Origin of the sequence: Nocardia sp. NBC_00511 (assembly GCF_045161165.1) — a bacterium.
Classification (GTDB): domain Bacteria; phylum Actinomycetota; class Actinomycetes; order Mycobacteriales; family Mycobacteriaceae; genus Nocardia.
Window position 1 is genome coordinate 7815471 of sequence record NZ_CP107849.1, and the last position, 23381, is coordinate 7838851.

The following is a 23381-nucleotide window of genomic DNA, read 5'->3' on the forward strand; positions in this document are numbered from 1 at the left end:
CGGTCTGATGACCGGAGTCGGTGGCGGCACCGCCTCCGCCGATCCGATCATCGAGGGTAAGAAGCTGCTGGCCGATCCGGTCTCGGCGGACGGCTCCAAGATCACCAAAGCGGAGATGAAGGACGACCGGAACATCCGGCTCTACATCTACTCCGCGGCCATGGACGCCACCTATCCGGTCGACGTACAGCGCCCCGCCGACGCCTCGGTACCGCGCCCCACCCTCTACCTGCTCAACGGCGCGGGCGGCGGCCAGGACGACGCCTCCTGGGTGAAGAAGACCAATATCGTCAACGGCTTCCTCGGCGACAAGAACGTCAACGTGGTCCAGCCCATCGGCGGCAAATGGTCCTACTACCAGGACTGGCAGACCGACGACGCGACCCTGGGCCGCAACAAGTGGACCACCTTCTTCAGCCAGGAACTGCCGCCGCTGATCGACGCCGCGCTCGGCACCAACGGCGTCAACGCCATCTCCGGCATCTCCACCTCCGGCACCACCGTGCTCACCCTCGCCGAGGCGCGCCCCGACCTCTACAAGTCGGTCGCCGCCTACTCCGGTTGCGCGCAGATGGCCGACCCCGTCGGCCGCGAGTTCATGCGCCTCACCGTCGAGACCTGGGGTGGCGGCAAACTCGAGAACATGTACGGCGACGAGAACTCGCCCGAGTGGGCCGCGCACGATCCGGTCATCAATGCCGAGAAGTTGCGCGGCATCAACCTCTACATCTCCTCCGGCAGCGGCCTGCCCGGCCAGTACGACGCGCTCAACGGTCCGTACGCGCTGCCCGGCGGCTACGGCCTGGCCAACCAGATCCTCATCGGTGGCGTCATCGAATCCGGCACCAACTTCTGCAGCCACAACCTGATGAACAAGCTCAACTCCATCGGGATCCCGGCCACCTACGACTTCCCGCCCACCGGCACGCACTCGTGGGGCTACTGGAACGACGAGTTCCTCAAGTCGTGGCCGATCCTGGCTCAGGGCCTCGGCATCTGATCGACGGCATCACTCGCGCTCGCCCGGCATCCGAAGATGCCGGGCGATTGCCGTTATGCGGCCGGTCACAGATCGGTCGATTGCACTAAACAAAAAGTTCGGGAACCCTTAAACTTTTCTTGTGAGTACCAGTGTCGCCGATCGCAGCAGCCCGTTCCAGCGAGCGCGCTCGGCCACGCTGTTACTGGGCCCGGCCTTCGTCGCCGCCATCGCTTACGTCGATCCCGGCAACGTCGCCTCCAATATCAGCGCCGGAGCCCAGTACGGCTACCTGCTGGTGTGGGTCATCGTGATGGCCAACGTGATGGCCGGACTCGTCCAATTCCTCTCCGCCAAAACGGGACTCGTCACCGGCAGGTCCCTGCCGGAACTGGTGCGCGAGAAATCCGGCCGCAGCACCCGGCTGGCCTACTGGGCACAGGCCGAAACCGTCGCCGTCGCCACCGATCTCGCCGAGGTGGTCGGTGGGGCCATCGCCCTCAACCTGCTGTTCCAGCTGCCGCTGCTGGCGGGCGGCGTCGTCACCGGCATCGTGTCGATGGGCCTGCTGCTCATCCAGGACCGGCGCGGGCAACAGCCTTTCGAACGCGTCATCACCGGACTGCTCGGCGTCATCGCCGTCGGATTCCTTGCGTCCCTGTTCATCTCACCGCCCTCACCCGCCGACGCCGCCGCCGGACTGGTACCCCGCTTCGACGGCGCGGGCAGCGTCCTGCTGGCCGCCGCCATGATCGGCGCGACCGTCATGCCGCACGTCGTCTACCTGCACTCCGGCATGGCCCGCGACCGCCACGGCCACCCCGAACCCGGCCCGGCCCGCGCCCGGCTGCTGCGCATCACCCGCTACGACGTCGGCTTCGCCATGCTGCTCGCGGGCGCGGTCAACCTCGCCATGCTGCTGATGGCCGCCCACACCCTGCGCGGCCGCGACGGCGTCGACACCATCGAGGGCGCACACGCCGCCGTCTCCGAAGTACTCGGGCCGCTGGCCGGACTGCTGCTCGCCGTCGGACTGCTGGCCTCCGGGCTCGCCTCCACCTCGGTCGGCGCGTACGCGGGGGCCATGATCATGCAGGGCCTGCTGCACCGGCACATCCCGCTCGTCGTGCGCCGCGTCATCACCCTGATCCCCGCGCTGATCGTGCTCGCCCTCGGCATCGACCCGACCCGGGCGCTGATCATCTCGCAGGTGGTGCTGTCCTTCGGCATCCCGTTCGCGCTCATCCCACTGGTCCGGTTCACCAGCAATCGGGAACTCATGGGCGACAACGTCAATCGCGGCATCACCACCGCGCTGGCCTGGCTGGTCGCGGCCGTCATCACCGGCCTCAACATCGTGCTCATCTACCTGACCGTCACCGGCCAGGGCTGACCACTGCGACTCAGTCGGTAAGGATTCGGGTGGCTCAGTCCGTGAACACAGCTTTGCGCTTGCCGAGCATGGCCGCCGCGCCCTCGGCGAAATCGTTGGCGCGCAACAGCTCACACTGACCGGACTTCTCCGCCTCGAGCACCGCGTCCAGGGTGGCCAGGGTCGCGACATTGAGGGCGCGCTTGGTGAGCTCCTGGGCGCGACGCGGACCGTTCGCCAGCTTGGCCGCGGCCGCCTCGACCTTGGCGTCCAACTCCTCGACCGGGTACACCCCCGCGATCAGGCTGTGCTCCAGCGCCTTTCGCGCGGGCAGCCGCTCGCCGAGCAGCGCCAGCTCCGCCGCCAGCGGTCGCCCGCCCGCCGCGGCCACCAGTGCGGCCGCGCCGCCATCGGGCATCAGGCCGATATTGATGAAGGCCAGCAGCAGGTAGGAGTCCTCGGCGGCGTAGGTCAGATCGGCGGCGACCGCGATGGCCACCCCGATCCCGGCCGCCGAACCGCGCACCCGGGCGATGATCGGCAGCGGCGAGTCCACTATCGCCCGCACCATGTCGTTGGCCGCGTCCATGGTCTGCTCGGGCGTGATGCCCCGGACCTGGTCGGCCTCGGCGGTGGAAAGATCCGCGCCGGTACAGAAGTCACCGCCCTCGCCGGTCAGTACGATGACCCGCACGCCGGGATCCGTCGCGGCGGCCCGCACGGTCGCCCCGAGCGCCTCCATGGTGTCGAAGTCGAGAGCGTTCTTGCGGCGGGGATTGGTGATGGTGATGCGCAGTACCCGGCCGTCCGCGATCGCGGTGTACCCCGGTGTGGTCGCGATATTGCTCATCGGCGCTCCCAGATATATCTGCGGCGGCAATGCCGCAAAATGTGTTCAGTATTGCGAATTGTGGTTAACTTAAGGGCGTTCGTCCGGCACTGTCAACAGCCGGAGCCGTCGAGAAGGAGAAACCGTATGGTCGCCGATCGCAGCGAGGCCGCCCTCGCTTCCGTGCGACCCGGCGGCCGCTCCGCGCAGTCCGACGGCGAGTCCGGGCGACCCGACAGCGAACCCGGTCCCCGCCGCCGCCCCAAGAATCGCAAGGCACAAATCGTGCGAGTAGCGGCGCGAGCCTTCGCCGAACGCGGCTACCACCCCGTCGGCGTCGACGAGATCGCCGCCGAGGTCGGCATTTCCGGCCCGGCCCTCTACCGCCACTTCACCAACAAGTACGCGCTGCTGGTGGCCGCCGCCGAGGGCGGTGCCCAGCAGCTGCTCGACGCCGCCCGGGCCGCCGACAATCCGGACCTGGAACCAGAACCGCGACTCACCGCACTGATCCGCGGCATCGCCGAGTACACCATCGAGGTCCGCCGCGAGGGCGGCCTCTACCGCTGGGAGCGCCGCTACCTCGAACGCGAGGACCGCGCCCGCATCCGGGTCGTCTACAACGCGGTGCACGACACCCTGGCCGGACCCATCGCCGACCTGCACCCCGACGCCGACCCCGCCGACCCCGCCGACACCCAATTGCGCGCCGCCGCCGTGCTCAGCGCCATCGGCAGCATCACCGCGCACCGCACCGCGCTGTCCACCACCCGGCTGGTCAACCTGATCGGCGAGATCTGCTGGGACATCCTGCGCACCGACCTGCCGCCCGCGCCCGGCCCGATCGGCGGCGACCCGGTGATCCGCGGCCTGCCGGTCATCTCCAAGCGTGAACAGCTGCTCACCGAGGCCATTCGGATCTTCGGGCGGCAGGGCTACCACGAGGCCAGCATCGAGGAGATCGGCGCGGCCGCGAGCATCAACGCCTCCAGCGTCTACCGCTACTTCGCCAGCAAGGCCGATCTGCTCGCCGCCGCCTTCCACCGCACCGGCGAACGGGTGGCTATCGGCAACAACGAAGCGCTCGCCGAGGCCACCAGCCGCGCCGACGCCGCCGTCCGCATCGCCGACCGGTTCGCCCGGATGACCTTCGTGATGCCGGAGATCCTGCCCGTCTACTTCGCGGAATTCTCCAATCTGCCCGCCTCCGAACAGCATCGGCTGCGCTCCATCCAGCGGCAGAACGTGCTGGAGTGGGCCAACCTGCTCGACGGCGACCAGGTCGAAGCGCGCTTCCGGGTGCATGCCGCCATCGCCCAGGTGATCGACGTGGGCCGGTGGATGCACTTCGACGCGCGCAACGAGAACCTGGCCCGCGTCGGCGCGCTCATGCGCGCCGTGCTCCTCGGGACGGCCTGACCCTCGAAACCCGCTGCGGTTCAGACCCGGTGGCGCAGCCGGAACAGCGCGCGCGCCACCCGCAGCCGCCGCGGATGCCGATCGAAGGTGCCCAGCGTGATCTGATCGCCGCCGCGCCGCTCGGTCACCGTCTGCGTACGCGAGAACTCGCGCAGTGACTGCGGATCGCGAATGCGGCCCGGACCGGTGACGCCGTAGACCGGAGCCGCGTTCACCGTGACCAGCTCGGTGCGCAGCTGCCCCGCGAATTCCGGAACACTGCGGACATCGCGGGTGAAAACGGATACGGGCAGCGGCTTTTCAGCCGCATTGACACGTTCGGCGGCCTCCTCCATGGTCGCCACCCGATTCACCACCAGCAGCGGCCCGACCCCGTCACCGGTGATCGCGGTGCTGACCTCCGGCACATCGGTGAGCACGATCGGCTCGATATAGGGCTCCCGAATCGACTCCGGACTCCCGACCACCAGCCGCCCGCCGCGCGAGACGGCATCGCGCAATTGCCTGCGCACCACGTCGATCTGGGTGTCGAGCGCCATCGGGCCGTAGGAGGCTTGACGATCCGCGCCCGGCCGCAACCGGCGCGCCTGATCGGCCACCAGCTCCAGGAACGGCTCGTACACCGAGTCCGCGACGTACACGCAGCGCACGCCCGCGGGATGCTGCCCGGAGTTGGCCATGGCCCCGTAAACCGCTGCGGCGGCGGCACTGTCGAGCCGGGCGTCGACCTGCACCACCATGGTGCCGCGCCCGCCCTGCTCGACGACCAGCGGCGTGCCGGACTGGGCGCACAGGCCCGCGATCTCGCGCGCGCCGACACCCGACCCGGCATAGGACAGCTTGTCGAGATGGGCGCGGCACAGCGCGGCGGCCGTCCCGCCGTCACCGGTGACCACCTGCAGCACAGGCTGATTCGGGGCCAGGTGATTCCAGCTGTCGGCCAGCCAGGCCCCCACCCCGGGGGTGAGCTCGCTGGGTTTGAAGACCACCGCGTTGCCCGAGGCCATCGCCCCGGCGATCGAATTCATCGGTGTCAGAACGGGATTGTTCCAGGGGCCGAGCACCCCGACCACGCCCAGCGGCAGGTGCGCGATGGAACCGGCCGGGTCGCGGCGGAACCGGTCGGCCAGCCGCGTGGTGCGGCTGAGCAGCCGTTCCGCGTGGCGGGCAACCCAATCCAGGTTCTCCACCGCCAGCGTCACCTCGATGGCGGCGTCGATGCGCGGTTTCCCGGTCTCGCTGCTGACCAGTTCCACCAGTTCCCGGGTGCCACGCGCGATGGCGCGCTTCCAATCCAGCAGCCAGCGTTTTCTGGCGTCGAAACCCAGTGCGGCCCACCATTGTTCGGCGCTGCGAGCGGATCTGACGGTTCTGGTCAGTTCGCCCGCGCCCATGCTGGCGTATTCACCGACGACCTCGCCGGTGCGCGGATCATAGGATGTCAGCACCTTGGAGCGGGCTGTGGTGGAACGTGCTGCGCGCGATCGAGCGGAATCATCCGCGCGCGACTGCGCCGACTCGGCCATGGGTCTACCTCTCGTGGCCTGAAATTCTCTCCCCCGTCTTCGCAAGACTATGGTTCGAGGCGCAGATGCGACAAGGTAGCGAAATCGCCGCATACCGCCCGGTCTGGGTCTGGATCAGCGGCTATGCATCCGTAAGGTGGATTGTGACCAAGGGCACAGTTTGGAGATAGCCGCATCGGCAAAGGAACGTGCGCCTTTCAGTTTCGCCGGTAACATCACGGCCGGCGGTGCGGATCATCCGTGGGGACCCGCCGCACGGGGCGTGCACCATTGCCCGACCAGCCGATAGTGGAGAGTTGATGCCCAGCTTGGACAGACCGGATTCCGTAGCACCCGACGATCCGGCCGTTTACGTCGAAGACGTTCACAAGTCGTTCGGCGAGGTGCACGCGCTGCGAGGCATCAGCTTCACCGCCGAACGCGGGAGCGTGCTCGGCATCCTGGGTCCCAACGGCGCGGGTAAGACCACCATGGTCAAGGTGCTCTCGACCCTGCTGCGCCCGGACTCCGGCATCGCCCGCATCGCCGGGCACGAGGTCCGCAAGGACCCCGCGGCCGTCCGCCGCTCGATCATGATGACCGGGCAGTACGCCGCACTCGACGAGAACCTCTCCGGTCGCGAGAACCTGGAACTGTTCGCCCGCCTCATGGGTCTGAGCCGCAAGGCCGCCCGGCAGCGCGCCGACACCCTGCTCGAGGAGTTCGACCTCACCGCGGCGGGCCGCCGTGCGGTACGGCACTACTCCGGCGGTATGCGCCGCCGCGTCGACATCGCCTGCGGCCTGGTGGTCCGGCCCGAGGTGGTGTTCCTCGACGAACCCACCACCGGCCTCGACCCGCGCAGCCGGCAGGGCGTCTGGGATCTGGTCTCCGCGCTCAAGACCCAGGGCATCACGGTCCTGCTCACCACGCAGTACCTCGAGGAAGCCGACGTCCTCAGCGACAACATCATCGTGATCGACAAGGGCACCGTCATCGCGGAGGGCACCGCGGACGAGCTCAAGGAGAAGACCGGCGGCAGCTACTGCGAGATCGTGCCGCTCGATCCGACCCAGCTGATCGTGGCCGCCGATGCCCTCGGCGACCTGCTGCCCCCGGCCGCCCGCACGGAACTGGCGGGCGCGGACCGGCTTTCGATCCCGGCCGTGGCCGGGGCCGACACCCTCGCCGAGGCGCTGCGGCGCCTGGACTCCGCCGGGGTCAAGCTCGCCGACATCGGCCTGCGTCGTCCTTCCCTCGACGATGTGTTCCTCTCGCTCACCGGACACTCCGGCACCCGGCAGCTGGAATCCGGCGAGACCGACGCGCAGGCGCAGGCATGACCGCCGCCGCGGCGAGCGCCGCCCGCGACCTGTTCGCCGACGTCCCCAAGGCTCGCCCCAACGCTTTCTCGCAGTGGCGCGCGCTCACCGGCCGCGTCGTCTGGGTGATGGCCACCAAGGGCGAACTCATCGTCGCCGCGGTCACCCCGCTGGTGTTCACCCTCGGCTTCTATCTGCCGCTGAAATTCATCATGCAGATCCAGCACATCGACTACGCGCAGTTCGTCATGCCGATCATCGTGCTGCAGACCATGTCGTTCACCATGCTCTCCAACGCCCAGTTGGCGGCGTTCGAGGCCATGACCGGACTCAACACCCGCATGCAGACCATGCCCATCGGGGCGCTGGTACCGCTGTCCTCACGGCTGTCGGCCGGGCTGGTGCGGTCGGTGACCTCACTGCTCGCGGCCATCGGCTGGGGGCATCTGATCGGCTTCCGGTTCGTCGCGGGCTGGGGACAGACGCTGCTGTTCTGCCTGTTCTCCCTCGCGGTCGGCACCGTGCTGGCCATCGGCGCGGACGGCATGGGCTCGCTCACCAAGAGTCCCGAATCACTCAGTCAGGCACTGACTCTGCCGACCCTCATCTTCGGCATGCTGTCGTGCGGGTTCGTGCCGGAGGCGGCGTTCCCGAGCTGGATTCGCTGGTTCGTGCGCAATCAGCCCATCTCGCAGTTCTCCTTCGCCATGCGGGACATGGCCGCGGGCGGCGTGACCTGGCATGTGCTGTGGGTTCCCCTGGTGTGGCTGGGCGGTCTCGCCCTGGCCTTCACCCCGTTCGCCATCTGGGCCAGTGTGAGGCGCGCATGAGTACCGCGACCACGACCGATCAGGTCGCCACCGACACCTGGGGTGGGCATCAGCCGCTGCCGCAGGTCGAGTCCCGCAATGAATCCGCGCTGTCGGTCTGGGCCGAACAGAGCCTGGTGCAGAGCAAGCGGCTGCTGATCGGCTGGTCCCGCGACCCCTCGACCACCGTGCAGGCGCTGATCTATCCGGCCCTCACCCTGCTGATGTTCCATGTGGTGCTGGGCAATTCGATCAGCGCGGCCACCGGCGCGCCCGCCGTGTACGGGCAGGTGCCGATGGTCATGCTGGTCGCGGCGATGACCGGATCGGTGATCAGCGCGCTCGGCTTCAAGATCGAGAAGGCCACCGGACTGCTCGGCCGGTTCTACACCATGCCGGTGCACCGGGCCGCGGGCTTCACCGGACGACTGCTGGCCGAGGCCGGTCGCGTCCTGGTCACCTCGGTCTTCGTGCTCATCGTCGGGGTGTGCCTGGGCTTCCGATTCTGGTTCGGCCCCGCCGCCGCGATCGGCATGGTGGCGTTGCCGGTGCTGTTCGGCATCGCCTTCGCGGTGCTGGTGACCGCGCTGGCCACCCTCACCGAGGGCATCCTGCTGGTGTCGGTGATCGGCATCATCAGCAACCTGCTGATGTTCTTCAACTCCGGATTCGTTCCGGTGTACGCCTATCCGCGCTGGCTGCAGACGGTGGTCGGCAACCAGCCGATGAGTACCACCATCGACGCCATGCGCGGGCTCGCCTACGACGGGCCGATCCTGAACCCGCTGTGGAAGACCCTCGCCTGGACGCTCGGCACCATCGTGCTGTTCGCCTACCCGGCGGTGCGCGGTTATCGGCGGGCCGCCGAGACCGGCGCGTAGACGCGGCCGAGACCGGCGCGTAGACACGCCCGACCCGATGCACCCGGGGCGGCACTCGAATCCGAGTGCCGCCCCGGGTGTTTCCGCACCCTGGCCGCCATCGCGAGAGTCCGCCCGCGACACCGGGTTCGGACGCGGCGACGGGCCCCCCGAAGAATGTGTCCGGGGTCACGTTAAGGTTGGCGCATGGCTTACCTGGTCACCGGGGCCACTGGGTTCATCGGTCGATTTCTGATTCCCGAACTCCTGAAACGCGGCGGGGACATCCATGTCCTGGTGCGTCCCGGCGAGGATTCGGTGCTGCGCTTCAACCGCTGCGTGCGCACCTGGGACGCGCGTGATCGCGTGCGGCCGGTGCGCGGCGATCTGAGCGCGCCCGGCGTCGGCGTGGACGCGGACTGGATTGCGGCGCACCGCGGTTCGATCGACCATGTCTTCCACCTGGCCGCCGGCTACGACGTCACCGGCGACACCGGCACCGACGGCGGCGGCACCCGGCGCGTCGCCGAACTCGCGGCCGCGCTGGAAGCCGGACGGCTGCACCATGTTTCGACCGCGCGCGTGGCAGGCAACCGGGACGGACTGTTCACCGAGGACATGACCGACGTCGGACAGCTGCTGCCCACCCCGTATCAGCGCAGCATGCTGCGAGCCGAAGCGGCGGTGCGCGAGCAGACGCTGGTGCCGTGGCGGATCTACCGGCCCTCGATCGTCATCGGCCACTCCCGCACCGGCGAGATCGACCGCATCGACGGCCCCTACTACTTCTTCCGGCTGCTGCGCATGGCCGCCCAGCTGCCGCGCATCCTGCCCGTGGTGTCACCGCAACTCGGGAAGACCAATATGGTGCCGGTCGATTTCGTGGCCCGCGCCCTCGACCACATCGCGCACCGCGGCACCGGCGACGCCACCACCTACCACCTCGTCGACCCGCGCGAGCAGAGCGTGGCCGAGGTCTTCAACCTGTTCGCCGACGAAGCGGGCGCACCGCACCTGCTCGAGGTCATGCCCAAGCAGGCCCTCGACGTGTCACTGCGGGTGCCCGGCATGGGCTGGGCGCTGCGGCAGGTCGGCATCCCGATGGACGTCGTCGAGGACAGCGAATTCGCCTGCCACTTCGACTCCCGCCATACCGCCGCCGCATTGGCGGGCACCGATATCAAGGTGCCGCCACTGGAGGCCTACGCCGCGATCATCTGGAAGTACTGGATCGAGAACTGGGTCTGACAGCGGCTGGCGTATGCCAACCACCGCCACTGATTTCGTGACGGTCGGGGTAACTCACCGGGTACGTCCAGAATCGGGTTGCTCCGCAACCGCCGCTCGCGTGTCCGGCCGGATACGGCTCTCAGTTGTGCGCTGAAGTCTCGGGGAGGCGGGGGAGTCCGTAATCCCAATCCACCCAGCGGTTTCGGTTGGTCCAGCCGACCAGGTCGTAGCGCCAGCGGAACGGCCAGGTGGTGGCGACCGTCATGAACAGGGCGGTGCCCAGGGCGGTGTAGTCGTCGTGCGCGGACAGCAGGGCGCGCTGCTGGCGCGGTGGGCGGGTGAAGAACGCGTCGAACATGGCCAGCGACTGCGGGGTGGTCAACCGGCCCAGGCCGTAGACGCCGCGCATCCGCATCCAGTGCACCGCGCGCGCCTGCCACGGCCACAGCGCCTCGATCGGATCCGCGCCGCGCGCCACCGCTTCCAGCGCGGTGTCCACCAGCGCCAGTGAATCCGCGACACAGTAGCCGGTGATCGGATGCATCATGCCGCCGCGCGAGCCGAACGGAATCACCTGTCCGCGACCGGCTTTCGGCACCGCCGCGTCCAGCGGATAGTGGGCCGCCTCGGTGGGTTCGTCGCCGCGCAGCCGAATCCCGTGCGCCGCCAGCCGATTCACCGTGCGCCGCCGCAGCTCGTGCTGCGGCATCCCGCCGCGCAGGCCGAGGCTGGTCTCCTCGAAGATCACCGTCCCGTCGCCGAGCGGCACCGCGTACAGGAACGACGGCGGCTCGTCCGGGCCCGCACCGTTCTCGGGCCGCCAGTCCAGCAGCAGCCCCTCACCGGGCCGCACCATCGGTGCGGCGGTGTCCTCGTCGACGAAAATGCCGTGTGCGCTGGCGGTCCGGCGCGATCCCGGCGCGGCCTGGCCACGCGTGTCGAACACGGTCGCCGCCCGCACCTCGCTGCCGTCGGCCAACTCCACCCGATGCGCCTCGACGGTGCGCGCCCGCCCGGTGACCACCCGGGCGTCGTCCAAGGGCAGCGCGTCCCGTAAACCCTGCTTCGACAGCACGCAGTACGGCCGTTGAATCCGGTGTTCGGCGTCGGTCCACACCACCGGCGCTTCGATCCGGCTCGCGATGGCACCGTGGTCGAGCCATTTCGGCAGCTCGTCGACCCAGCACGAATACGTGGGCCCCCACAGGCGATCCGGGCGCGGATCCACCGCCACCACCCGCATCCCCGCCACCGCCGCACGATGCGCCAGTGCCCGGCCCGTGGGCCCGAGGCCCACCACACACACGTCGGCCGCGCCGCCGACCTCCCGGCCACTCATACCCGCATTCAAACAGGTTGATGTCACCTGCCGCCAGACCGCCCACCACCGGATTCCGCGGCGGTCCACCGGTCGTCGTCCGGGCTACGGGGCAGGGTTGGGGGCCGTCATCGGCAGCGGCGGTGCAGTCGGGGCGGGGTCGCGCGCATCCGGTCGTCGGCGGCGGTCGGGCCCGTGGACGGCAAGTCCGTTGCGGGGCAACAGACTTGCCGCTGCCGGAGCAGGGCGTCGGCCCGTCCCGAACGCGTCATTTCGTCGGAGCGGACGCGGCCTGTGAGGTCGGTGCGGTGCCGCCGGGGGAGGCCGGAGCGCCGGACGCGCCACCGTTGCGCTCGTGGGCATGGGAGATCCGGGTCGCGGTGATGGTGCCGTTGGACTCGTCGCCCACCACCATGATCTCGTCGCCGACGGCGAACTGGGCTGCGGTCTCGGTCTGCTTCTTGGAGCCGAATTCCGTTGTGGAGGAGATGGTTACGGTTTCGTTGGAACCGTCCTTCTTGGTGATCATCCAGGAGCCCGCCCCCTCCGTGGTGATCTTCCCGGCGACGCCGTGCATCCCGGCCCCCTCACCGCCGGTGTGATGCCCGGGCCCCGCCTGCGGGCTGGCCGACGCCGACGGCGCACTGCTGCTGTTCGACGAACCGCAGGCCGCCAGGCCGAGCGTGGCCGCGAGGGCCAGCGCCGCCGCCCCCACCGCCGCCACGGTTCTGCGGGCGGGCCCCCGGCGCTTCGGGGAGGGCTCGGAGGGTGTCGCGGAAGCTGTTGAAAATGTCATGGCCGCAACGCTATTGACGGACCCTGTGAGGTCCCTCCGCGTCCGCTGGTGAGTCACTTCCAGGTCGCTGATGACCGACCGGTAGGCACCTGACCGGCCATCGTCGACGCCGGCTACTTCGGGGTGACCCAGGTGGTGATGTCCGCGTGCACGACCTCGAGCCCGGTCTTGTCGAAGATCGAGACCGGCACCAGCAACTCCTGGCCCTCGGTGATCTTCTCGAAGTCCGGCACCTCGGCCAGCTTCGCCACGGCCCGCAGACCGGAATTGGCCTTCGCCAGGTACTGCACGTTCATGGCCTTCGGAATCCAGCGGTGCGTGCCCGGAACGGTGGCCTCCGACAGCATGCCCATCGCCACCTCGGCCAGGTTGCACGCCGCGATGGCGTGGAACGTCCCGAGATGGTTGTGAATCCCGAACCACTTGGGCGCGGTCACCTCGCACAGGCCCGGCTCCAGCCGCACCACGCTCGGCAGCACCGTGCCGAAGTACGGCACCCGCGCCACCATCCCGAGCGAGAACAGGGTGTGCCCGACCCGGTTGTCGGGAAGCTTCTTCCACCCGCGATAAGTAGCGGTCTCTTTCGTCATGCGGTTATCTTACTCAAAAGTAAGTTAACCGGAAGCGGAGCCCTTCGAGGTGCCGCTGTCGGCGTGGAGACGGCTGGTTACAGCCTCAATAGGCGCCGCAAGGCCCGATCGATGCTGGACATCGCGTCGTCATCGACGGTGAAAAGCAGCTCGCGGAGATTCTCCGGATTGACGCGGGAGAGGTTCAGGCACTTGGCGTACAGGCCATTTCCCAGGGCGACGCTGAGCGACAGGGCGACGTTCTCGCTGATCGGCATGACGTCGGTGACGTCGATGCAGATGCACCCGCCCTCGGTGTTGACGGGGTCCGCGCTGACGATCAGAACACTTCGCACCCGTCCGATTGCCTGGTAGGCGCGGACTTCGCCACGTGTGTGGGTCAAGGTCGAAACTCCTCCATCTCGGCGTCGCGGTCCTCGTGTGATGTGAACGCGGAGGGCGTTTTTCGCTCGGCTGCCAACTCCATGCGCACAGCAGCTCGGAGGAGCGCTTCCTCGCAGACTGCCGCCACCCACGCGGAGACATTGCCGTCCGCTTCGGCTTTGATCGCTTCGGTTAGGTCGTCCGGCAGCCGGACAGTCAACTTCGCCATACTCATGAGCCTACCCAGAGGCTGGCGCTCAGGCCGCAGGATTCGCGCTACTCAGCCGGGGTCTGCCACCACTATTCGGACACGGTGTGACCAGGGCCATCCGTACCCGGGGTGGGGGAGGGGGCGATTTGAAGTGCCCCGGGGGCTCGAGGCATACTATTCGGGTTGCCCAGGCGGAGTTGCGTCGATTCTTCGGAAACATGCAGGTCCTGGGTGAGCAAGACCGAATTTTGCACCCCGCCTGATTGCGGTGTGGGTGCGTCCGGGACACTGTTCCGAGGCTATTGAGGATTTAGGTCCGGGCCGAGGAATGGGCGGCGGAGCGACACGCCCGACCGCGTGGACCGGATGAACCATGACAGATGAACAGCGGCGATGGATCGGGCCCAAGGGCCTCGGTCGTGTGGTGGCTGATGCGTCTTCGTGTGTTCGGGCTGTGCAAATGAGGGTGTCTCGGGAGCGAAAGCTCCTGGGTCACAACGTAAGCGGAGAAAAGGACACTCAGCGTGGCGGGACAGAAGATCCGCATCAGGCTCAAGGCCTACGACCATGAGGCGATCGACGCGTCTGCGCGCAAGATCGTCGAGACGGTAACCCGCACCGGTGCCCGTGTCGTCGGGCCCGTGCCGTTGCCGACCGAGAAGAACATCTACTGCGTCATCCGTTCGCCGCACAAGTACAAGGACTCGCGCGAGCACTTCGAGATGCGCACCCACAAGCGGCTCATCGACATCCTCGACCCGACGCCCAAGACGGTTGACGCCCTGATGCGCATCGACCTGCCGGCCAGTGTCGACGTCAACATTCAGTGACGGGGACTTCGAATATGACTGACAACAAGACTCGTCCGGCCGCGGGCATCCTGGGCACCAAGCTCGGCATGACCCAGGTCTTCGACGACAAGAACCGCGTCGTTCCCGTCACCGTCATCAAGGCGGGCCCGAACGTCGTTACCCAGATTCGCACGGTCGAGCGGGACGGTTATTCCGCCCTCCAGGTCGCCTACGGCGCCATCGACCCGCGCAAGGTGAACAAGCCGGTTTCCGGCCAGTTCTCCAAGGCCGGGGTCACCCCCCGTCGCCACATCGCCGAGCTGCGCGTCGCTGACGCGTCTGCCTTCGAGGTCGGCCAGGAGATCAGCGCGGAGGCCTTCGAAGAGGGCAGCTACGTCGACGTCACCGGCACCTCCAAGGGCAAGGGCTTCGCGGGCACCATGAAGCGTCACGGCTTCAAGGGCCAGGGTGCCTCGCACGGTGCGCAGGCTGTGCACCGTCGTCCGGGCTCCATCGGTGGTTGCTCCACCCCGGGTCGCGTGTTCAAGGGCATGCGCATGTCCGGCCGGATGGGTAACGACCGTGTCACCACGCAGAACCTCTCGGTCCACAAGGTGGATGCCGAGAACGGCCTGCTGCTGATCAAGGGCGCGATCCCGGGCCGCACCGGCGGCATCGTGGTCGTCAAGAGTGCAGTGAAGGGTGGTGCCCGGGCATGAGCACCGAGACCAAGACCAATCTGACGCTCACGGTCAAGGCCGCTGGCGGCAAGACCGAGGGCACCGTCGAGCTCCCCGCGGAGATCTTCGACGTCACCGCGAACATCGCGCTGATGCACCAGGTCGTCGTGGCCCAGCAGGCCGCGGCTCGCCAGGGCACGCACTCCACCAAGACCCGCGGTGAAGTCCGCGGTGGTGGCAAGAAGCCGTACCGCCAGAAGGGCACCGGCCGCGCGCGCCAGGGTTCGACCCGTGCGCCGCAGTTCGCCGGCGGTGGCACCGTCCACGGCCCGCAGCCGCGCGACTACACCCAGCGTCTGCCCAAGAAGATGAAGGTCGCCGCGCTGCGTGGCGCACTGTCGGACCGGGCTCGCAACGCGCGCATCCACGTGATCACCGAACTTGTTGCGGGACAGGCTCCCTCGACCAAGTCCGCGAAGTCCTTCCTCGCCGAGCTCTCGGAGCGGAAGAACATCCTGGTCGTCGTGGGTCGCGAAGATGTCACCGCGTGGAAGAGCGTGGCGAACCTGCAGGGCGTGCACCCGATCGCCCCCGACCAGCTGAACACCTACGACGTCCTGAAGTCGGACGAGATCGTGTTCTCGGTCGAGGCGCTCAACGCCTTCGTGCACGGCCCCGCCGAAGCTGCACAGGAGGAGAGCAAGTGACCACCATCGCCGACCCGCGCGACATTCTGCTGGCGCCGGTGATCTCCGAGAAGTCCTACGGACTGATCGAAGAGGGCACCTACACCTTCATCGTGCACCCGGACTCCAACAAGACGCAGATCAAGATTGCCGTCGAGAAGGTTTTCGGCGTCAAGGTGACCAGCGTCAACACCGCCAACCGTCAGGGCAAGCGCAAGCGGACCCGCTTCGGCTACGGCACGCGTAAGAGCACCAAGCGCGCGCTCGTGACCATCTCGGCCGACAGCAAGCCCATCGAGATCTTCGGAGGCCCGGTCGCGTAAGCGGCGGGGACTTCAGAAAGGCAGAAGAACTCATGGCAATTCGTAAGTACAAGCCGACAACCCCCGGTCGCCGCGGTGCCTCGGTCTCGGATTTCGCCGAGATCACCCGCACGACCCCCGAGAAGTCGCTGCTGCGTCCGCTGAGCAAGACCGGTGGCCGTAACGCGCAGGGTCGCATCACCACCCGTCACAAGGGTGGTGGCCACAAGCGCGCCTACCGTCTGATCGACTTCCGTCGCCTGGACAAGGACGGCATCCCGGCCAAGGTCGCTCACATCGAGTACGACCCGAACCGCACCGCCAACATCGCGCTGCTGCACTTCGCCGACGGCGAGAAGCGATACATCATCGCGCCCAAGGGCATTGCCCAGGGCACGAAGATCGAGTCCGGCACCGGTGCCGACATCAAGCCCGGCAACAACCTGCCGCTGCGCTCGATCCCGACCGGTACCACCATCCACGCGGTGGAGCTGCGTCCCGGCGGCGGCGCCAAGCTGGCCCGCGCGGCCGGTATGAGCATCCAGCTGCTGGGTAAGGAAGGCGCTTACGCCGTCCTGCGTATGCCGTCGGGTGAAATCCGTCGCGTCGATGTGCGCTGCCGCGCCACCATCGGCGAGGTCGGCAACGCCGAGCAGTCGAACATCAACTGGGGCAAGGCCGGACGTATGCGGTGGAAGGGCGTTCGCCCGACCGTCCGTGGTGTGGTCATGAACCCGGTCGACCACCCGCACGGTGGTGGTGAGGGTAAGACCTCCGGTGGTCGCCACCCGGTCTCCCCGTGGGGCAAGCCCGAGGGCCGCACCCGTAAGCCCAACCGTCCGAGCGACAAGCTCATCGTCCGCCGCCGCGGCAAGAAGCGTTAAGGAGGAGGTTAAAGATGCCACGTAGCCTGAAGAAGGGCCCGTTCGTCGACGGACACCTCCTCAAGAAGGTGGACGTTCAGAACGAGAAGGGCACGAAGCAGGTCATCAAGACCTGGTCGCGTCGTTCCACCATCATCCCCGACTTCATCGGTCACACGTTCTCGGTCCACGACGGCCGCAAGCACGTGCCGGTGTTCGTGTCGGAGAACATGGTTGGACACAAGCTCGGTGAATTCGCGCCGACTCGCACGTTCAAGAGCCACGTCAAGGAAGATCGGAAGAGCAAGCGGCGATGAGCACTGAAACTCAGAACCCGACCGCGCGCGCGACCGCCAAGCACGTTCGCGTGACGCCGATGAAGGCGCGTCGCGTCGTGGACCTGGTCCGTGGCCGCAGCGTGCAGGACGCGCTGAACATCCTGAAGTTCGCGCCGCAGGCGGCGAGCGAGCCGGTCGCCAAGGTGGTGGCCTCGGCCGCCGCCAACGCGGAGAACAACCTCGGCCTGAACCCGGCGACGCTGGTCATCTCGACCGCGTTCGTCGACGAGGGCGCGACCATGAAGCGTTTCCAGCCGCGGGCCCAGGGCCGTGCGTTCCGGATTCGCAAGCGCACCAGCCACATCACCATCGAGGTCGAGAGCGTGCCTTCACTCAGCAACGCCGCCACTCGCAACCGCCGGAAGGGAGGGGCAAAGTAAATGGGACAGAAAATCAACCCCCATGGCTTCCGCCTCGGTATCACCACCGACTGGAAGTCGCGTTGGTACGCGGACAAGCAGTACGCGGAATACGTGAAGGAAGACGTCCAGATCCGCAAGCTCCTCGCCACCGGCATGGAGCGGGCGGGCATCTCGAAGGTCGAGATCGAGCGCACCCGTGATCGCGTCCGTGTGGATATCCACACCGCGCGTCCGGGCATCGTGATCGGCCGTCGTGGCGCCGAGGCCGATCGCATTCGCGCTGAGCTGGAGAAGCTCACCAAGAAGCAGGTGCAGCTGAACATCCTCGAGGTCAAGAACCCCGAGTCGGATGCGCAGCTCGTTGCTCAGGGTGTCGCCGAGCAGCTGTCGAACCGTGTGGCGTTCCGTCGCGCGATGCGTAAGGCCATCCAGTCGGCCATGCGTTCGCCGAACGTCAAGGGCATCCGGGTGCAGTGCTCGGGCCGCCTCGGCGGTGCGGAAATGTCGCGCTCGGAGTTCTACCGTGAGGGTCGCGTGCCGCTGCACACCCTGCGTGCGGACATCGACTACGGCCTGTACGAGGCCAAGACCACCTTCGGCCGTATCGGCGTGAAGGTGTGGATCTACAAGGGCGACATCGTCGGTGGCAAGCGTGAGGTCACCGCGACCGCCGCTCCGTCGGGCGATCGTCGCGAGCGTCGTGAGCGGCCGAGCCGCCCGCGTCGTTCCGGTGCCCAGGGCACCACGGCTACCAGCACTGAGGCCGGGCGCGCCGCGACTGCCGTCGCGGAAGCTCCGGCAGAGACGACCCAGGAGGGCTGACCTATGTTGATGCCTCGCAAGGTCAAGCACCGTAAGCAGCATCACCCGGGCCGTTCCGGTATGGCCAAGGGCGGCACCCAGGTGACGTTCGGTGAGTTCGGCATCCAGGCTCTGGAGTAGAATACGTGACCAACCGCCAGATCGAGTCGGCGCGTATCGCGATGACCCGCCACATCAAGCGTGGCGGCAAGATCTGGATCAACATCTACCCCGATCGCCCGCTCACCAAGAAGCCGGCCGAAACCCGCATGGGTTCCGGTAAGGGTTCGCCGGAGTGGTGGATCGCGAACGTGAAGCCCGGTCGGGTCATGTTCGAAATGTCCTACCCGAATGAGGAGACCGCTCGTGAGGCCCTGCGCCGCGCGATGCACAAGCTCCCCATGAAGTGCCGGATCGTGACGCGAGAGGAGCAGTTCTGATGGCTACCGGAACTCCGGCTGCAGAGCTGCGTGAGCTTACTGAAGAAGAGCTCGTCGCGAAACTGCGTGAAGGCAAGGAAGAGCTGTTCAACCTGCGCTTCCAGATGGCGACCGGTCAGATGACCAACAACCGCCGTCTGCGTGTGGTCCGCCACGAGATCGCACGCATCTACACGGTCATGCGCGAGCGCGAGCTCGGCCTGGCCTCCGGTCCTGCTGAAGGCAAGGGAGACGCCGCATGAGCGACGTAAAGGGCCCGGCCAAGACGCCGGCCAAGGTTGAAGAGCGCGGCCAGCGCAAGGTGCGCATCGGCTACGTCGTCTCGGACAAGATGACCAAGACCATCGTGGTCGAGCTGGAAGATCGCGTGAAGCACAAGCTTTACGGCAAGATCATCCGCACCACCTCGAAGGTGAAGGCGCACGACGAGGACGAGGTCGCCGGTGTCGGTGACCGCGTGCAGCTGATGGAGACCCGTCCGCTGTCCGCCACCAAGCGGTGGCGTCTGGTCGAGGTGCTGGAGAAGGCCAAGTAAGCCTTCCCCTCACCCGGGCAAGTCGTAACACGAGGGCCCGCTTCCTATTTGGAGGCGGGCCCTCGTTGCTGTCTGGATCGCGTGGCTTCGCCGTTCGGTTTGAGTGGCTTCGCCGTCCGGATTGTGGGGCTTTGCTGTCCGGGTCAGTTGGCGGCTACCGATCGGTAATGCTCCGACCTGGACAAGTGTGATGAAACTGAAACCCCATATCTCCAAACGGGATTGGCGTGTCGCCCGCCGAAAGCGTTAGCGTGTACGGGCTATGAGGGATGCTGCAACGACTTCTTCGGGTGCCTGGCGGACGAGCGACCGGGAGGCAGTGACCTTCCGTGAGGCTGCGGTCGCCTGGGCACTTGCCGCGCATGAGGTCCTGGCCGAATCGGCCACGGGCTATGGATATTTCGTCACCGTCAACGAACTCGCCGACCGCGTCCAGGAGATGTCCGGTATCCGGACCGACGCACCCACCCGCACCTGGATGGACGCCATCCTGCGCAAGGTGGCGCGGCGCTGCCACAATTCCGCCGAACCGCCGCTGACCGCGTTGTGCGTCAAGCAGAACCACAAGGTCAGCGAAAGCTACAAGTACGTCCTGGAGTTGGCGCATCTGCCCATCCCCACCGACCTCGAGGTCCATGCCGCGTACGCGCGCTGGCAGTGCTACGCCGCCTACGGGGCCGACATTCCCAACGATGGCGGGATTCCGCCGCTGATCCCACGCAACGGCGGCGTGCCGCGCGTGGTCACCGCGTCGGCGGTCGCTCCGGTCAAGCCCGATCCGGAGGCTCGGAAAGCAGTCTGTGCCAACTGTTTCACCGAACTGCCCGCGAACGGTGTCTGCTACTACTGCTGACGCCCGTGGCATAGCTCCGAAATTCGAAGGCCCGCTACCTTTCCGGTGGCGGGCCTTCGTTGTCGGCGCTGTTCAGGCGGTTTCTCCGGCGTGCCAGTCGGGAGTTCCGAAGAGCGCCAGGGAGATTTGATACAGGTGCGGCAGTAGTTCGGGGAGGGCGGTCGGTTCGGGGCCTTGCAGGCAGTCGCGGATCCGGTCGTCGATCGCGCCGATGAGCGCCTCGAACGCGTCGTCCGGAATGTCCTGCGGGATATCGCCGACGCCGCGTCCGATCCGGAAGGCCGCGTGCATGCGTTGCGCCAGCACGGTTTTCATCTCGCGCCGCTGGTTCGCGACGATGGGCCCGGCCACCAGGCATTCGACGTGCAGGGCGCGGGCGCAGGGGCTGTTGTCGGTGAGCACGCGCAGGTATTCGCGCAGCGTGGTGTGGATGAGGGCGCGCCAGTCGGTGGGCGGGGTGTCGCGGACGCTGTCGTCGAGGTAGCCGATGACCAGGTCGACCGCGGCCTCGAAGGCGGCGGTGAAGCAGTCGTCGCGGCCGCGGAACTGCTGGTAGAAGGTGCGCCGGGAGACGTTGGCGCGGGCCACGATATCGGCGACGGTGGTGCTCAGGAAGCCGCGTTCGGAGACGGCCTCGAGCGCGCCGAAGTACATCCGCATGCGCTGGGAGTGGATGACGTCCGCGGGGTTCAGGCCGTGGGTGCCCCGAGGCAGTCGACCGCGGTCTATGGCGTTGTCCAATCCCATGTATCGAGCATAGTGATCGCGGTCATGTGATCTGAATCTCATCTTTTCCAAATGTCTCAGACGATTTTTGGCAACGTGCACCATGGGTACGCAACTGTTTACAAGCCCGGGCCGGTGTGGGGCGCGGGAAAAGGAGACACATGATGAGGACGGTCCGTCGCGGCCTGGGTGGAACGGCGGTCTTCACCGTCGCGCTGGCCCTGACCGCACTGTGGGTGACGCCGGTCGCAGCCCGCGCCGACACCCCGCCCGACGGCGGCGCCCTGGCCGCCGCCTGGCAGTCCACGCACGACGGCGCGGCCCGCTATCCCGGCCGCTATCCGGGCGAGGTGCATATCGACTTCGACGTGCCCATCACCATGAGCGACGGAACGGTGTTGAAGGCCAACGTGTATCGGCCCGTCGACGCCAACGGCAACCCGGTGGACACCCCGCTGCCGACCATCGTCAACCTCACCCCGTACACGAAGTTCGCGTCCTGGCTGGCCGATGTGGCGCTGTCGGTGCCGTGGCTGTCGGACGCGTTGATCCAGCTGGTGAACGCGGTGGATCTGACCGGCACCCCGCTGGAGTCCATCACGGATCTGACCCGGGTCCTCAGTGGCGGTGCGGCAAGGACTTTCGGCGTCGACCGCAGGCTGATCCAGCACGGTTACACGCAGGTCGTGGTCGACACCCGCGGCACCGGATATTCGCAGGGCACCTGGCAGTTCTTCCAGTCCCGGGAGACGCAGGACAGTGTGGAGACGATCGACTGGGCCTCGAAGCAGCCGTGGTCGGACGGCAAGGTCGGGATGAACGGCATCTCGTACTCGGGCATCAACCAGTACATGGTGGCCGCGGAGAACCCACCGGCGCTCAAGGCGATCTTCCCGGTCGAGGGCAGCACCGACGTGATCGGCGATGTCGCCGCTCCCGGTGGCGGATTGGGGATGTTCGCACCTCTCTACATCGCCCTGATCGACGTCATCAAGAACATCCCCGACCCGGTCGGCGTCCTGATGGGGCACCTCGACATGAAGTGGCTGCTGGATCGCATCAGCACGCCGTTCGAGTTCTTCGACTACATGCTGATGACCCTGACCCCCGACGTGAACACGCTGCCCGAACCGCTGCGCACCCAGCTGCAACCTGGCAGCCCGCTGCGCAACGCCTTCACCGACACCCATCCCGAGCGGATCAAGGTGCCCACCTTCGCCTACGGCGGCTGGCAGGACATCTTCGCGCCGTCGAGTTCGATGGTCTACGACCGGATTTCGCTGCCGCCGGAGCAGAAGAAGCTGATCATGGGCAACACCTACCACGCCAATCCCGGTTCGGGCTTCGGCAATCCGGGCACCCCGCCCCGGCTGGACGTGCTGCAGATGGCCTGGTTCGACAAGTGGCTCGAGGGCGTCGACAACGGGATCGACCAGTACGGTCCGGTGGTCAGCTACCAGCAGGGCGGCTGGTTCGTGAGCGGCGACAGCATCGCGCATCAGGTTTCGGACTACCGCCGCGTGTACCTCTCGGCGATTCGCAGCGGCACCGCGAACAGTGTCTACGACGGTTCGCTCACCCAGCAGCAGCCCGATGATCAAGCGCAGCTGACGGTTTCACCGCTGAGCGGCGTCACCGCCCTGTGCTCCCGTGACGCCGCCGTGGAGTCGATCGGCGTGTTGTCGATCCTCCCGTTCTGTGCCAAGGACGACCGCATCCACGAGACCGGCGGCCTCACCTTCACCAGCGCCCCGGTCTCCGAGGCGACCACCATCACCGGCCCCATTACCGCGCACCTCAACACCATGTACGACACCACCGACGGCTACTGGTCGGTCACGGTGAACGACGTTGCGCCCGACGGTCAGTCGACGGTCCTCACCGGCGGCCAGCTCACCGCCTCGCTGCGCGCGGTCGACGAGGACAAGAGCAAGAAGGACGCCGACGGCGACTACACCGAAACCGCCTACAAGCTCACCCTCGACGACCGTCAACCCCTGGTCCCCGGCCAGCCCACGGTCCTGGACGTCGCCGTGAACGCCACCAACGCGGTCCTGCAACCCGGCCACCGTCTCCGAATCGACGTCTACGCCAGCAACTTCCCCCGCGGCATCCTGCTCCCACCCGTCCTGTTCGAAAGCCGCCTGGCTCCCCAGCACCTGGTCCTGGACCCCGCCGAGCCCAGTTTCATCAACCTTCCCCTGAGCCGCGACCTCACCTGACCTCTCACGCGGTGAAAAGCATCCACAAACTCGACTGATCGCCCGATACCGGGACCGCGCCGATCAGCCGGGAAACGAAGGCCCGCTTCCGATTCGGGGGCGGGCCTTCGCGACGGCGGGTGCTGGGCAGGGTTGGTTGTCCCCTGACCAGTACGAAAACAGCGGGCCTGCAACGCTTT

27 protein-coding genes and 1 pseudogene are annotated in these 23381 nt (G+C 67.4%); 20 read left to right on the forward strand and 8 right to left on the reverse strand.

What is annotated here, in order from left to right:
* Nucleotides 1–7 precede the first annotated feature (7 nt).
* Together OG300_RS36285 and OG300_RS36290 are read left to right on the forward strand one after the other, a co-directional pair.
* Nucleotides 8–1000, forward strand: coding sequence for an alpha/beta hydrolase (locus OG300_RS36285; RefSeq protein ID WP_405498817.1), 993 nt, complete (start codon nucleotides 8–10; stop codon nucleotides 998–1000).
* A 121-nt stretch (nucleotides 1001–1121) separates the two neighbouring features.
* Nucleotides 1122–2372 (forward strand): Nramp family divalent metal transporter, encoded by a 1251-nt coding sequence (locus tag OG300_RS36290; protein ID WP_405488938.1) that lies wholly within the window; start codon nucleotides 1122–1124, stop codon nucleotides 2370–2372.
* 34 nt (nucleotides 2373–2406) lie between these two features.
* Here OG300_RS36290 and OG300_RS36295 read toward each other — a convergent pair whose 3' ends face one another.
* Nucleotides 2407–3201 (reverse strand): enoyl-CoA hydratase-related protein, encoded by a 795-nt coding sequence (locus OG300_RS36295; RefSeq protein WP_405488940.1) that lies wholly within the window; start codon nucleotides 3199–3201, stop codon nucleotides 2407–2409.
* 126 nt (nucleotides 3202–3327) lie between these two features.
* Between OG300_RS36295 and OG300_RS36300 the strand changes: the two genes are divergently transcribed.
* A complete protein-coding gene (locus OG300_RS36300; protein ID WP_405488942.1) occupies nucleotides 3328–4599 on the forward strand; it encodes a TetR/AcrR family transcriptional regulator in 1272 nt (423 codons plus the stop codon).
* 20 nt (nucleotides 4600–4619) lie between these two features.
* Here OG300_RS36300 and OG300_RS36305 read toward each other — a convergent pair whose 3' ends face one another.
* A complete protein-coding gene (locus tag OG300_RS36305) occupies nucleotides 4620–6047 on the reverse strand; it encodes an aldehyde dehydrogenase family protein (RefSeq protein ID WP_405488944.1) in 1428 nt (475 codons plus the stop codon).
* Nucleotides 6048–6424: 377 nt separating this feature from the next.
* On the opposite strand from OG300_RS36305, the gene OG300_RS36310 reads away from it, so the two are divergent.
* The 4 genes from OG300_RS36310 to OG300_RS36325 all read left to right on the forward strand — a co-directional run bounded on the left by OG300_RS36310 (nucleotide 6425) and on the right by OG300_RS36325 (nucleotide 10343).
* Nucleotides 6425–7447 carry an ATP-binding cassette domain-containing protein gene (locus tag OG300_RS36310; protein ID WP_405488946.1) on the forward strand — a complete coding sequence of 341 codons (1023 nt, stop codon included), beginning with the start codon at nucleotides 6425–6427 and terminating at the stop codon, nucleotides 7445–7447.
* Nucleotides 7444–8256: an ABC transporter permease gene (locus OG300_RS36315; RefSeq protein ID WP_405488948.1), complete on the forward strand. Its 813-nt coding sequence runs from the start codon at nucleotides 7444–7446 to the stop codon at nucleotides 8254–8256. The genes OG300_RS36310 and OG300_RS36315 overlap by 4 nt, the downstream gene beginning before the upstream one ends.
* Nucleotides 8253–9116 (forward strand): ABC transporter permease, encoded by an 864-nt coding sequence (locus OG300_RS36320; protein WP_405488950.1) that lies wholly within the window; start codon nucleotides 8253–8255, stop codon nucleotides 9114–9116. Before OG300_RS36315 ends, OG300_RS36320 begins: the two co-directional genes overlap by 4 nt.
* A 186-nt stretch (nucleotides 9117–9302) precedes the next feature.
* Nucleotides 9303–10343, forward strand: coding sequence for an SDR family oxidoreductase (locus tag OG300_RS36325; RefSeq protein WP_405488952.1), 1041 nt, complete (start codon nucleotides 9303–9305; stop codon nucleotides 10341–10343).
* 121 nt (nucleotides 10344–10464) lie between these two features.
* On the opposite strand, the gene OG300_RS36330 is transcribed toward OG300_RS36325, so the two are convergent.
* The 5 genes from OG300_RS36330 to OG300_RS36350 form a co-directional block, all read right to left on the reverse strand.
* Nucleotides 10465–11664, reverse strand: coding sequence for a lycopene cyclase family protein (locus OG300_RS36330; protein ID WP_405488954.1), 1200 nt, complete (start codon nucleotides 11662–11664; stop codon nucleotides 10465–10467).
* 247 nt (nucleotides 11665–11911) lie between these two features.
* Nucleotides 11912–12439: a DUF5666 domain-containing protein gene (locus OG300_RS36335; protein WP_405488956.1), complete on the reverse strand. Its 528-nt coding sequence runs from the start codon at nucleotides 12437–12439 to the stop codon at nucleotides 11912–11914.
* A 113-nt stretch (nucleotides 12440–12552) separates the two neighbouring features.
* The gene (locus OG300_RS36340) at nucleotides 12553–13029 is read right to left on the reverse strand and encodes a hotdog fold domain-containing protein (protein WP_405488958.1); all 477 of its coding nucleotides are present in this window, start codon (nucleotides 13027–13029) and stop codon (nucleotides 12553–12555) included.
* A gap of 77 nt (nucleotides 13030–13106) precedes the next feature.
* Nucleotides 13107–13412, reverse strand: coding sequence for a type II toxin-antitoxin system PemK/MazF family toxin (locus OG300_RS36345; RefSeq protein WP_405488960.1), 306 nt, complete (start codon nucleotides 13410–13412; stop codon nucleotides 13107–13109).
* Complete coding sequence (locus OG300_RS36350; RefSeq protein ID WP_405488962.1) at nucleotides 13409–13621, reverse strand: hypothetical protein; 213 nt, start codon at nucleotides 13619–13621, stop codon at nucleotides 13409–13411. The genes OG300_RS36345 and OG300_RS36350 overlap by 4 nt, the downstream gene beginning before the upstream one ends.
* Before the next feature lie 506 nt (nucleotides 13622–14127).
* Here OG300_RS36350 and rpsJ point away from each other — a divergent pair.
* The 12 genes and pseudogenes from rpsJ to OG300_RS36410 all read left to right on the forward strand — a co-directional run bounded on the left by rpsJ (nucleotide 14128) and on the right by OG300_RS36410 (nucleotide 20254).
* The gene (gene rpsJ, locus OG300_RS36355) at nucleotides 14128–14433 is read left to right on the forward strand and encodes a 30S ribosomal protein S10 (RefSeq protein WP_040804197.1); all 306 of its coding nucleotides are present in this window, start codon (nucleotides 14128–14130) and stop codon (nucleotides 14431–14433) included.
* 14 nt (nucleotides 14434–14447) lie between these two features.
* Nucleotides 14448–15113, forward strand: a complete 666-nt coding sequence (rplC, locus tag OG300_RS36360) for a 50S ribosomal protein L3 (protein ID WP_405488964.1) — start codon at nucleotides 14448–14450, stop codon at nucleotides 15111–15113.
* On the forward strand, nucleotides 15110–15781 hold the full coding sequence (gene rplD, locus OG300_RS36365; RefSeq protein WP_405488966.1) for a 50S ribosomal protein L4: 672 nt from the start codon (nucleotides 15110–15112) through the stop codon (nucleotides 15779–15781). Before rplC ends, rplD begins: the two co-directional genes overlap by 4 nt.
* Complete coding sequence (gene rplW / locus OG300_RS36370) at nucleotides 15778–16083, forward strand: 50S ribosomal protein L23 (protein ID WP_067712168.1); 306 nt, start codon at nucleotides 15778–15780, stop codon at nucleotides 16081–16083. Before rplD ends, rplW begins: the two co-directional genes overlap by 4 nt.
* A 32-nt stretch (nucleotides 16084–16115) precedes the next feature.
* Entirely contained in the window at nucleotides 16116–16946 is an 831-nt protein-coding gene (gene rplB / locus OG300_RS36375; protein ID WP_405488969.1) for a 50S ribosomal protein L2, read from the forward strand.
* A gap of 14 nt (nucleotides 16947–16960) precedes the next feature.
* Nucleotides 16961–17242 carry a 30S ribosomal protein S19 gene (gene rpsS, locus OG300_RS36380; protein ID WP_040804204.1) on the forward strand — a complete coding sequence of 94 codons (282 nt, stop codon included), beginning with the start codon at nucleotides 16961–16963 and terminating at the stop codon, nucleotides 17240–17242.
* Nucleotides 17239–17643, forward strand: a complete 405-nt coding sequence (gene rplV / locus OG300_RS36385; RefSeq protein ID WP_405488971.1) for a 50S ribosomal protein L22 — start codon at nucleotides 17239–17241, stop codon at nucleotides 17641–17643. Before rpsS ends, rplV begins: the two co-directional genes overlap by 4 nt.
* Entirely contained in the window at nucleotides 17644–18447 is an 804-nt protein-coding gene (rpsC, locus tag OG300_RS36390; RefSeq protein WP_405488973.1) for a 30S ribosomal protein S3, read from the forward strand.
* 3 nt (nucleotides 18448–18450) lie between these two features.
* Nucleotides 18451–18866, forward strand: a pseudogene (gene rplP / locus OG300_RS36395) (50S ribosomal protein L16).
* On the forward strand, nucleotides 18866–19108 hold the full coding sequence (rpmC, locus tag OG300_RS36400; protein WP_405488975.1) for a 50S ribosomal protein L29: 243 nt from the start codon (nucleotides 18866–18868) through the stop codon (nucleotides 19106–19108). The pseudogene rplP and the gene rpmC overlap by 1 nt, the downstream one beginning before the upstream one ends.
* Entirely contained in the window at nucleotides 19105–19401 is a 297-nt protein-coding gene (rpsQ, locus tag OG300_RS36405; protein ID WP_405488977.1) for a 30S ribosomal protein S17, read from the forward strand. Before rpmC ends, rpsQ begins: the two co-directional genes overlap by 4 nt.
* A gap of 319 nt (nucleotides 19402–19720) precedes the next feature.
* On the forward strand, nucleotides 19721–20254 hold the full coding sequence (locus OG300_RS36410) for a hypothetical protein (protein WP_405488979.1): 534 nt from the start codon (nucleotides 19721–19723) through the stop codon (nucleotides 20252–20254).
* 72 nt (nucleotides 20255–20326) lie between these two features.
* Here the strand turns inward: OG300_RS36410 and OG300_RS36415 are convergent, their stop codons facing one another.
* Complete coding sequence (locus tag OG300_RS36415) at nucleotides 20327–21001, reverse strand: TetR/AcrR family transcriptional regulator (protein ID WP_405488981.1); 675 nt, start codon at nucleotides 20999–21001, stop codon at nucleotides 20327–20329.
* A gap of 140 nt (nucleotides 21002–21141) precedes the next feature.
* On the opposite strand from OG300_RS36415, the gene OG300_RS36420 reads away from it, so the two are divergent.
* Nucleotides 21142–23202, forward strand: a complete 2061-nt coding sequence (locus OG300_RS36420; protein ID WP_405488982.1) for a CocE/NonD family hydrolase — start codon at nucleotides 21142–21144, stop codon at nucleotides 23200–23202.
* Nucleotides 23203–23381 lie beyond the last annotated feature (179 nt).

What these genes read in the sequence shown, in the direction of transcription:
- OG300_RS36325 (WP_405488952.1), top strand. Translation starts at nt 9,303, where the DNA reads ATGGCTTACCTGGTCACCGGGGCCACTGGGTTCATCGGTCGATTTCTG.
- rplB (WP_405488969.1), top strand. Translation starts at nt 16,116, where the DNA reads ATGGCAATTCGTAAGTACAAGCCGACAACCCCCGGTCGCCGCGGTGCC.
- rpmC (WP_405488975.1), top strand. Translation starts at nt 18,866, where the DNA reads ATGGCTACCGGAACTCCGGCTGCAGAGCTGCGTGAGCTTACTGAAGAA.
- OG300_RS36310 (WP_405488946.1), top strand. Translation starts at nt 6,425, where the DNA reads ATGCCCAGCTTGGACAGACCGGATTCCGTAGCACCCGACGATCCGGCC.
- OG300_RS36315 (WP_405488948.1), top strand. Translation starts at nt 7,444, where the DNA reads ATGACCGCCGCCGCGGCGAGCGCCGCCCGCGACCTGTTCGCCGACGTC.
- rpsQ (WP_405488977.1), top strand. Translation starts at nt 19,105, where the DNA reads ATGAGCGACGTAAAGGGCCCGGCCAAGACGCCGGCCAAGGTTGAAGAG.
- OG300_RS36320 (WP_405488950.1), top strand. Translation starts at nt 8,253, where the DNA reads ATGAGTACCGCGACCACGACCGATCAGGTCGCCACCGACACCTGGGGT.
- rpsS (WP_040804204.1), top strand. Translation starts at nt 16,961, where the DNA reads ATGCCACGTAGCCTGAAGAAGGGCCCGTTCGTCGACGGACACCTCCTC.
- OG300_RS36300 (WP_405488942.1), top strand. Translation starts at nt 3,328, where the DNA reads ATGGTCGCCGATCGCAGCGAGGCCGCCCTCGCTTCCGTGCGACCCGGC.
- rplC (WP_405488964.1), top strand. Translation starts at nt 14,448, where the DNA reads ATGACTGACAACAAGACTCGTCCGGCCGCGGGCATCCTGGGCACCAAG.
- OG300_RS36295 (WP_405488940.1), bottom strand. Translation starts at nt 3,201, where the DNA reads ATGAGCAATATCGCGACCACACCGGGGTACACCGCGATCGCGGACGGC.
- OG300_RS36350 (WP_405488962.1), bottom strand. Translation starts at nt 13,621, where the DNA reads ATGGCGAAGTTGACTGTCCGGCTGCCGGACGACCTAACCGAAGCGATC.
- rpsC (WP_405488973.1), top strand. Translation starts at nt 17,644, where the DNA reads ATGGGACAGAAAATCAACCCCCATGGCTTCCGCCTCGGTATCACCACC.
- OG300_RS36415 (WP_405488981.1), bottom strand. Translation starts at nt 21,001, where the DNA reads ATGGGATTGGACAACGCCATAGACCGCGGTCGACTGCCTCGGGGCACC.
- OG300_RS36330 (WP_405488954.1), bottom strand. Translation starts at nt 11,664, where the DNA reads ATGAGTGGCCGGGAGGTCGGCGGCGCGGCCGACGTGTGTGTGGTGGGC.
- OG300_RS36285 (WP_405498817.1), top strand. Translation starts at nt 8, where the DNA reads ATGACCGGAGTCGGTGGCGGCACCGCCTCCGCCGATCCGATCATCGAG.
- OG300_RS36335 (WP_405488956.1), bottom strand. Translation starts at nt 12,439, where the DNA reads ATGACATTTTCAACAGCTTCCGCGACACCCTCCGAGCCCTCCCCGAAG.
- OG300_RS36420 (WP_405488982.1), top strand. Translation starts at nt 21,142, where the DNA reads ATGATGAGGACGGTCCGTCGCGGCCTGGGTGGAACGGCGGTCTTCACC.
- rplD (WP_405488966.1), top strand. Translation starts at nt 15,110, where the DNA reads ATGAGCACCGAGACCAAGACCAATCTGACGCTCACGGTCAAGGCCGCT.
- rplV (WP_405488971.1), top strand. Translation starts at nt 17,239, where the DNA reads ATGAGCACTGAAACTCAGAACCCGACCGCGCGCGCGACCGCCAAGCAC.
- OG300_RS36340 (WP_405488958.1), bottom strand. Translation starts at nt 13,029, where the DNA reads ATGACGAAAGAGACCGCTACTTATCGCGGGTGGAAGAAGCTTCCCGAC.